Origin of the sequence: Prevotella sp. MGM1, from assembly GCF_002933775.1 — a bacterium.
Classification (GTDB): Bacteria; Bacteroidota; Bacteroidia; order Bacteroidales; family Bacteroidaceae; genus Prevotella.
The window spans coordinates 32,033-41,422 of sequence record NZ_BEWV01000172.1 but is presented as its reverse complement, the minus strand read 5'-3'; the positions used below and the strand labels follow the sequence as shown (position 1 = coordinate 41,422).

Annotated in this window: 6 protein-coding genes; 3 read left to right on the top strand and 3 right to left on the bottom strand. The window is 52.5% G+C overall.

Annotated features, from left to right (window positions below):
- Together MoGM_RS06465 and pnp are read right to left on the bottom strand one after the other, a co-directional pair.
- Window positions 1-601, bottom strand: a 601-nt coding sequence (locus MoGM_RS06465) for a DJ-1/PfpI family protein (RefSeq protein WP_104369286.1), incomplete at its 3' end; no start/stop codon positions are given.
- Window positions 602-853: 252 nt separating this feature from the next.
- Window positions 854-3,172 (bottom strand): polyribonucleotide nucleotidyltransferase, encoded by a 2,319-nt coding sequence (pnp, locus tag MoGM_RS06460; protein ID WP_104369292.1) that lies wholly within the window; start codon window positions 3,170-3,172, stop codon window positions 854-856.
- 647 nt (window positions 3,173-3,819) lie between these two features.
- Here pnp and MoGM_RS06455 point away from each other — a divergent pair.
- The gene (locus MoGM_RS06455) at window positions 3,820-4,965 is read left to right on the top strand and encodes a thioredoxin-like domain-containing protein (RefSeq protein WP_104369291.1); all 1,146 of its coding nucleotides are present in this window, start codon (window positions 3,820-3,822) and stop codon (window positions 4,963-4,965) included.
- A 253-nt stretch (window positions 4,966-5,218) separates the two neighbouring features.
- Here the strand turns inward: MoGM_RS06455 and MoGM_RS06450 are convergent, their stop codons facing one another.
- The gene (locus MoGM_RS06450) at window positions 5,219-6,040 is read right to left on the bottom strand and encodes an alpha/beta hydrolase (RefSeq protein ID WP_104369290.1); all 822 of its coding nucleotides are present in this window, start codon (window positions 6,038-6,040) and stop codon (window positions 5,219-5,221) included.
- 373 nt (window positions 6,041-6,413) lie between these two features.
- On the opposite strand from MoGM_RS06450, the gene MoGM_RS06445 reads away from it, so the two are divergent.
- Together MoGM_RS06445 and topA are read left to right on the top strand one after the other, a co-directional pair.
- Window positions 6,414-6,944 (top strand): NUDIX domain-containing protein, encoded by a 531-nt coding sequence (locus MoGM_RS06445; protein ID WP_104369289.1) that lies wholly within the window; start codon window positions 6,414-6,416, stop codon window positions 6,942-6,944.
- A gap of 78 nt (window positions 6,945-7,022) precedes the next feature.
- Window positions 7,023-9,359 (top strand): type I DNA topoisomerase, encoded by a 2,337-nt coding sequence (gene topA / locus MoGM_RS06440; protein WP_104369285.1) that lies wholly within the window; start codon window positions 7,023-7,025, stop codon window positions 9,357-9,359.
- Window positions 9,360-9,390 lie beyond the last annotated feature (31 nt).

The window sequence follows — 9,390 nt, the reverse complement described above, 5'->3', positions numbered from 1 at the left end:
GAAACAGCGCGCAAAAGCCCTGCCTGTTGAACCGGTAGTACATCTCTATGCGCTCCGGCGTGTCATTTTCCAATACCAGCAGCAACTCTTTCGCAAACTCTAACGCTGCCGACCCGTTGGCCGTCACCGTCATTCCGTCGCTAACAGCCTGACTGTGCACATACATTTTCTCACCGGTATAGTTGCTGCCTCCCCACGACCGGAGTTGCTCCAAGCCGTTACCGGTATGCCTCACGGTATTGAGAAAACCATGCTTTGCCATGAACGACGCCCCGTTGCATATCGCGCCGACCACTTTACCTGCCTTTAGCGCCTTCTCCACAATCGGCACCACCCTGTCGGCCACGGGCTGATACCAGCCGAAACCGCCTATAAGAACTATTGCGGCATAATCGTCGGGCATCGTGTCGAACGAATAGTCGGGCATCGTGCGGAAACCACCGATAGACCTTACCGGGTCCATCGTGGGCGCCACAACCTTGTTGACATACTTTGGAGTCTCCTTCAACGACTGCTCATCCGATGCTATCGCCTGGGAGAGGTACACTGCCTCATGCGCTGCGTAATCAGGCAGAAGGATATATAAAACTTCGTTGCTCATAATTATATTCTTTAAAATGAATGTATTTATATCTGCATGGCTTCAAGCGTATATACGGATACGCCATCATGCGATGCCCCGTCATCCCAAAACCATTGGTCGTATATAAAATGGTTGTATATGAAAAAAATCTCCGCCCGGGCAAACTATCACGGGCGGAGACTATCATAAAGCCTTTGGCAAGGCTGTCTATTGCACTATAATCATTTCCGGAATGTATGCTACCCTACTCCGGAAACCATCTTCCACCGTTTAGAAATCCATGTGGTCGAGAGAGTCGTTGAAATCTTTCGGCTCGTGGTTTTCCTGCACCGGAGCTTCGTTGAAGTCATGATGCTGGCGGCGCTCGCCGTGCTCGGGGCGCGGACGACGCTCTCCACGATCAGGACGTGGACGGCGCTCACGACGCTCGCCGCGTGCGGGACGCTCCACATAATCGGCCGGTTTCTCGATGAGCACACGGTGAGAGAGCTTGTACTTGCCGGTCTTGGGGTCTATCTCCATCAGTTTCACCTGAATCTTGTCACCCTCCTTGATACCTGCTTCCTCGACGGTTTCAAGACGTTTCCAGTCTATCTCGCTGATATGAAGCAGTCCGTCTTTGCCGGGCATTATCTCCACGAAGCAGCCGTAAGGCATTATCGAGCGTACTGTTCCGTCGTATACCTCGCCCACCTCGGGTATTGCCACGATGGCGCGTATCTTTCCGAGAGCAGCATCGATGCTCGTCTTGTCCGGTCCGCTCACCTGAACCTTGCCCACACCGTCTATCTCGTCTATCACGATAGTGGCACCGGTGTCTTCCTGCATCTGCTGTATTATCTTACCGCCCGGGCCTATCACCGCTCCGATAAACTCCTTGGGGATCTCTATCTGTATGATGCGCGGCACGTGTGGTTTAAGTTCTTCGCGCGGCTCGGCTATCGTCTCGGTGAGTTTTCCGAGTATGTGCTCGCGTCCGGCCTTTGCCTGCATGAGCGCCTTTTCAAGTATCTCGAAACTAAGTCCGTCGCACTTGATGTCCATCTGTGTGGCTGTCAGTCCGTCTTTCGTACCGGTAGTCTTGAAGTCCATGTCACCGAGGTGGTCCTCATCGCCGAGAATATCGCTGAGCACGGCATACTTGTCTTCGCCCGGGTTCTTGATGAGACCCATCGCGATGCCGCTCACCGGTTTCTTCATCGGCACTCCGGCATCCATCAGCGCGAGCGTGCCGGCACATACGGTAGCCATCGACGACGAGCCGTTGCTCTCGAGGATCTGGCTCACCAGACGCACAGTGTAGGGGAAGTCCTCGGGTATCTGACCCTTAAGACCGCGCCATGCAAGATGTCCGTGTCCTATCTCACGACGTCCCACACCGCGCTGCGCCTTTGCCTCGCCGGTGCAGAAAGGCGGAAAGTTGTAGTGCAGCAGGAAACGCTGATAGCTCTTGTCGAGCACATCGTCCACCAGTTTCTCGTCGAGTTTAGTTCCAAGCGTACATGTGGAGAGACTCTGTGTCTCGCCGCGGGTGAATATCGAGCTTCCGTGAGGCATTGGCAGCGGGCTTACCTCACACCATATCGGGCGTATCTCGTCTGTCTTGCGGCCGTCGAGACGTATTCCCTCGTCGAGGATGCAGCGGCGCATGGCGTCGCGCTCCACGTCGTGATAGTAACGGTCCATCATGGCGCACTTCTCTTCCAGTTCGTCCTCGGTGAGGTCTGCGTGCGCAGCGGCATAGCTTTCCTTGAACTCTTCGATGATCTTCTCGAACGCTTCGGCGCGCGCATGCTTGTCGAGGGCCTGGCGTGTGATATCGTATGCTTTCTGATAGCACTCCTTGCTCACCTGCTCGCGCAGCTCCTCGTCGTTCACCTCGTGGTCATACTCGCGCTTCACATCCTTGCCAAGTTCTTTCGACAGTTCGGCCTGTAACTCGCACATAGGCTTGATTGCCTCCATGGCCACTTTGAGCGCTCCGATCATGTCCTGCTCGGACACCTCCTTCATCTCGCCCTCAACCATCATTATGTTCTCAGCCGAAGCACCTACCATGATATCCATGTCGGCGTCTTTCATCTGGGCGAATGTCGGGTTCACGACATACTCGCCGTTCACACGTGCCACACGCACCTCGCTTATAGGGCATTCGAAAGGTATATCCGAGCAAGCCAGGGCTGCGGAAGCCGCAAATCCGGCCAGAGCATCGGGCTGGTCAACGCCGTCCGCACTGAGCAGCATCACGTTGACGAATACTTCTGCATGATAGTTTGACGGGAACAGGGGGCGCAGCACACGGTCTACAAGACGAGAAGTGAGTATCTCATTGTCGCCGGGCTTACCCTCGCGCTTCGTGAAGCCGCCGGGGAAACGACCCGCCGCGGCATACTGCTCCTTGTAGTCGACCTGCAAGGGCATGAAATCTGTTCCGGGAACTGCATCTTTTGCGGCACAAACAGTGGCCAGAAGTACGGTGTTGCCCATACGCAGTACAACACTTCCGTCGGTCTGCTTTGCCACTTTCCCGGTCTCAATGGTGATGGTTCTTCCATCAGCCAGTTGAATACTTTTCGTAATTACGTTCATCTTTGTATTTAAAAACATCTAATAAATAAAATTCGGACAAAGATAATTAAATTCGCACTAACAAACGAATAATGTATGCTATTTTTCGTTTTATTATGATATGACGTGTCTCCTACCTGACGTTCCGATAAAATGGAGGATCCGGCAATCAAACGTGGACGAAGTGTTAAAAACGGTAATCAATATTTACAACAGCCTCAAAATTAAGACCTGTATTTCAAAAAACAAATCGCCTGGTCTCGATTTTCCGAGTATCCGACCGATTAGCGCAACCTCCTCAATACCAGCGATTAACACAAAAACACCCACATCATGACAAGCCGCCCGCGGCAAAAAATCCGGACTTTTTCCTGTAACGGGCATCCCGTTGGGTCGCGTTTAGCCGCCTTTCATCCTCCAACGGGATACCCGTCGCGTCGCAAAACCATGCCAAACGCGACCCAACGGGACGCTAAACGCAAAACCGAAGCCTGGAAACGGCCTCCCATATATCGTGCCGTATATCGTTTCCGCGTCTATTTCACACCAAATCCAAGTGTTAAATTATTGATAATAATATTTACATACGTCCAAAATTCCTATCTTTGCACCATCAATCGGCAAGCCCGTACGGTGTTGCCGGCAGACTTATATCCTCAAAACAATATATGAAAAAGATTATTTTCGTGGCCGCCACGCTGATGGCAATGGCCTCCTGCGATATCGGAAACAAGTATGTCGTGAACGGCGAGATTACCGGAGCGGAAGACTCGGTGCTGTATTTCGAGAACATGAGCCTCACAGGCCCCGTGGCCGTAGACTCAGCCAGGCTCGGTGCCGACGGCAAGTTCGCTTTCAGCGACAAGGCAGGCATGTCGCCGGAGTTCTACCGTCTGCGCATAGGCGACCGGATTATAAACCTTGCCTGCGACTCGGCACGCGATGTCACCGTGAAAGCGTCATACGCCACCATGCCCACAGGCTATACCGTCAGCGGTTCTGAGGACTGCGAGCGCATCAAGGAGCTGTCGCTAAGACAGATTGCGCTGCACAAGCGGGTGATGGCGCTCGAGAACAACCGCGACATGAACCGCGAGGAAGCGCTCGACAGCCTGATGAAAATCATAGACGAGCACAAAGCATATGTCAAGACAAACTACATATTCAAAGACCCCAAGGCGGCATCGTCATACTTCGCCCTCTTCCAGACACTCGGCAACTTCCTGATATTCAACCCACGCACAAACAGGGACGACATAAGGGTGTTCGCCGCCGTAGCCACGGCATGGGACACCTACTACCCAGAGGCCGAGCGTGGCAAGAACCTGCATAACATAGCTATCGAGGGAATGAAGAATGAGCGCATAGCCGCGGCCGACAGAGACAAAGAAATAGACCCGGCAAAGATCTCGACAGCCGGAGTGATAGACATCAAACTGCCCGACAACACCGGCACGATACACACACTGACAGAGCTGGCCGGCAACGTGGTGCTGCTCGACTTCCACATATTCGGCATGGAAGAGTCGCCCAAACGAATACTCATGCTCCGCGAACTGTACAACAAGTATCACGACCGGGGCCTGGAGATATACCAGGTGTCGGTAGACGCCGACGAGCATTTCTGGAAGCAGAAGACAGCCGCCCTGCCGTGGATATGCGTATACGACAAGAGCAGTCTCAGCTCGAGATACCTGTCATTATATAATATAAGCAACCTGCCTGAGTTCTTCCTGATAGACAGAAACAACAATCTCGTGAAGCGCTCGGAGCAGATGGACGACCTGAGCCTGGAGATAGAGAGACTGCTGTGACAACGGCATGACCGCATGAGAAGACCGGCGGAGACATGTATCAAAGTAAAAAAGGCAAAAAAACGTTGGTTAAAGGCTGCAGTATGATAATTCGGTCGGTCCCACCTTGGTGGTATGTTACTTGCCACCCGTCTCCTAACCACCCAACTACCAAATAGATAAGTAAAAAAAGCCATGCGGGCTCTTTATCGACAGGTTGTTCTCTGTCGCTCATTAGTCCGCATGGCTTTTTTACCTTTTTACTTTTTTACCTTTAAAAACTGTTCAGCCACGCTTTCAGGTTGAGAATCATCTCTATGTAGTAAGGGAAACTTTGCTGAATACCCCATCCGTGACCGCCGGCAGGATAGACATAGAGCGATGCCGGCACATCGTGGCGATAGCATTCAAGATAATAATTGGTGCCGTTTGCCGGAAGAACAACGTCATCGTCGTCGCTCAGGGCAATGAAAGCGCGTGGCGTGGTATGGGTGACCTGCTGATCGCTGCTGTACAGCCGCTCCAGTTTCTTGCCCGGATTGGCTCCGAGGAGATTGTCGTGTGAGCCTTTATGGGTGAAGCTCGGATCCATCGTTATCACCGGATAGAACAATATCTGGAAGTTGGGAGCGGCGTCACCCTTGGCCTTGGTAGCCACTGTAGAAGCAAGATGACCGCCTGCCGACGAGCCCATTATACCAACCTGATTGCGGTCTATATGCCAAGCCGTGGCATTGCGCCGTACCATCCGCATGGCCTCCTCGGCATCACTGACAGGAATGTTACGGTTACCGTGCGGCATACGGTACTTCAACACGATAGCCGCTATGCCCTGGCCATTAAAGAACTGTGCCCAGTCTTTGCCCTCGTGCCCCATAGCCAGCACCGTATAAGCACCGCCCGGACATATCACCACGGCACGCCCCGTGGCTTTCTTGGCATCCGGAAGATATACATACACTTTGGCAACGTCATTCGGGTCGCCGTTATTTCCCGGTGCTTTACCAGGCCACAAATCAAACTCCATGCCTTTCTGAGCCGACGCGGCGAGCACGGCGGCAAGCATGACAAACAGTGTTTTAAATCTTTTCTTCATAATTATCATAGTAATATTCATCCGCAAATATGGCACAAGCCGATGGCCGCGAACCAACATATAAACGGTGTCCCACAGCCTACCGACACACGCAAGCCACAATCTGTCCACTGCAAAGATAACGATTTTTTTCCGTTCGGCACAGTGTTTTCCCCTTTCAGTCGGCTCACAGCCCATCAAAGAGAAGCCGCAAAGGCATAATGCCGCATCATAAAACCCAAATGTTTCCACATAAAACCAATAACGCCGCCATCCGATAAAAAACATACGCTTTATATTGCGGCTGCAAATATTTTTTCGTAATATTGCACATGATATGACATCCGTATGGCTACATGCCCACGTAATTAATACGAAAAAACAGAATACCGAAATGCTGGACAAACTCAACTATTGCCCCAAGTGCGGCAGCAAGCACTTCAACATAAACAACGAAAAGAGCCGTGTATGCGCCAAATGCGGACTCGTGTTCTATGTAAACCCAAGCGCTGCAACGGCCGCTTTCATAGTAAACGACAAGGGAGAGTTGCTCGTGACAAAGCGTGGGAAAGAGCCGGGGAAAGGCACCCTCGACCTGCCGGGCGGTTTTGTGGACAACGACGAGACGGCCGAAGAGGGCATCGCACGTGAGATAATGGAGGAGACGGGACTGGAAGTGAAGAAGACCGAATACCTGTTCAGCCTGCCGAACATCTATCTCTACTCCGGCCTCGACATCCATACTCTTGACATGTTTTTCCGGTGCGAGGTGAGAGATTGCTCCTGCGCACGACCGGCGGACGATGCCGACGAGTGTTTCTGGCTCGCGCCCGGCGACATCCACACAGAGCAGTTCGGGCTGCGCTCCATCCGCCATGCGATAAGGACATATCTCGATATTCACAATAAATCATTAAAAAAGTAGAAATTTTACCTTATATATAATGTAGTGGAAAAGTTTTTGCTTACTTTTGCACCCCAATTATAATAATATCAGTCGATTATGCAAAAGAATTTAGTTATAGTCGAGTCTCCGGCAAAAGCGAAAACAATAGAGAAGTTTTTGGGAGACGAATATAAAGTGATGTCGAGCTACGGCCACATCAGGGACCTGAAAAAGAAAGAGCTTAGCGTCGATGTCAACACGTTGCAGCCCGACTACGAGATTCCCGAAGAGAAAGAAAAGCTCGTCAAGGAACTGAAAAGCAACGCCAAGAAAGCCGACAAGATATGGCTCGCATCCGATGAGGACCGCGAGGGAGAAGCCATATCATGGCATCTGTGCGAGGTGCTGGGTCTCGACGAGGCCAAAACAAGCAGAATAGTATTCCACGAAATAACAAAGCCTGCCATACTCGATGCCATCAACAAGCCGAGAAACCTCGACATGAACCTTGTCAATGCGCAGCAGGCACGCCGAGTGCTCGACAGAATTGTGGGCTTCAAACTCTCACCTGTACTGTGGCGCAAGGTGAAACCGGCTCTGTCGGCCGGCCGTGTGCAGAGCGTAGCGGTACGCCTGATAGCCGAGCGCGAACGTGAGATACAGGCTTTCAACAGCGAGCCATACTATCGTGTGAACGGTATTTTCGCCATCAAGGGCGGCGACGGAAGCGTGACAGAGGTGAAAGCCGAACTCGGTACACGCTTCAAGACGGAGGCTGAGGTTACAGATTTCCTCGAAAAGTGCAAGAACGCACGGTTCACGATAGAGTCGACAAACAAAAAACCGCTCAAACGCACCCCGGCACCGCCATTCACCACATCGACGCTTCAACAGGAGGCGGCACGCAAACTCGGCTTCACAGTGAGCCAGACGATGATGGTGGCGCAGCACCTGTACGAGAACGGACGCATCACTTACATGCGTACTGACTCTGTCAACCTATCCTCACTGTGCCTCAACGCGAGCAAAGACGAGATAATAAAAGTGTGGGGAAAGGAATACAGCCATAAACGGCAGTACCATACGAACTCGAAAGGAGCGCAGGAAGCGCACGAGGCGATACGCCCAACATATATGCACGACCATGAGATAGACGGCACCACACAGGAGAAACGCCTCTACGACCTCATCTGGAAGCGCACGGCGGCAAGCCAGATGGCCGACGCGGAGATTGAGAAGACCACCGTGTCGATAAGCATACGGCCGGAAACGGGCGACAAAAGCATGCCGCAGTTCATGGCAACGGGCGAGGTGGTTAAGTTCGACGGTTTTCTGAAAGTATACCGCGAGTCGGCGGATGACGACGAACAGCAGCATGACGACGAGGCCAACAGCCACATACTGCCCCCCATGAGCGAGGGTCAGGAACTGATGTCGAAAGAGATTACCGCTACAGAGCGCTTCAGCCAGGGGCCGCTCAGGTACACCGAGGCAAGCCTCGTGCACAAGCTGGAAGAGCTGGGCATCGGGCGACCGTCTACATACGCCCCTACAATCAGCACCATACAGCAACGCGAATACGTGCACAAGGGCGATAAAAAAGGTGAAGAGCGCACCTTTACCATCGACACTCTCAAAGACAACAAGATTACACGCCACACGAAAAAAGAGATGGCAGGCAGCGACAAAGGCAAACTGCTGCCCACAGACATAGGCATCGTGGTGAACGATTTCCTCATGAAATACTTCCCGGGTATAATGGACTACAACTTCACCGCCACCGTGGAACAGAAGTTTGACGAGATTGCCGAGGGCAAAGAGAAATGGACAGACATGATGAAAGACTTCTACTCGAAGTTCGAACCGATCGTAGAGAACACCATGAACACCCGCTCGGAGCACAAAGCCGGTGAGCGGCAGCTCGGCATCGACCCTGCAAGCGGCCGGCCTGTATTCGTGAAAATCGGCCGTTTCGGCCCCGTTATACAGATAGGCGCGGCAGACGAAGAGGAGAAACCGCGCTTCTCACAGCTGCCGTCCGACAAGAGCATGGAAACCATCACGCTTGAAGAGGCGCTCGAACTGTTCAAACTACCACGGGAAATCGGCGAGTATGAGGGAGAGAAAGTGATTATCGGCGCAGGCCGTTTCGGCCCTTACGTGCTGCACAACAGAAAATACGTGTCGCTGCCAAAGGGCGAAGACCCGATGACCGTGACACTCGACACGGCCATAAGCCTCATAGAAGAAAAGCGCAAGCAAGAGGAGCAGCGCCACATCAAGGCATTCGCCGAAGAGCCGAAACTTGAGATTCTCAACGGACGATACGGCCCGTACATCGCCTACGACGGCAAGAACTACCGTCTGCCGAAACCCGTTCACGACAAGGCGGCCGAGCTGACGCTCGAAGAGTGCATGGAGATAATAAAGGCCGCTCCCACAAAAAAGAAATGAAAAGAACGCACCTTCCGACGAGAAAGCGATA

Coding starts and splice junctions, on each gene's coding strand:
- topA (WP_104369285.1), top strand. CDS start 7,023: ATGCAAAAGAATTTAGTTATAGTCGAGTCTCCGGCAAAAGCGAAAACA.
- pnp (WP_104369292.1), bottom strand. CDS start 3,172: ATGAACGTAATTACGAAAAGTATTCAACTGGCTGATGGAAGAACCATC.
- MoGM_RS06455 (WP_104369291.1), top strand. CDS start 3,820: ATGAAAAAGATTATTTTCGTGGCCGCCACGCTGATGGCAATGGCCTCC.
- MoGM_RS06445 (WP_104369289.1), top strand. CDS start 6,414: ATGCTGGACAAACTCAACTATTGCCCCAAGTGCGGCAGCAAGCACTTC.
- MoGM_RS06450 (WP_104369290.1), bottom strand. CDS start 6,040: ATGAAGAAAAGATTTAAAACACTGTTTGTCATGCTTGCCGCCGTGCTC.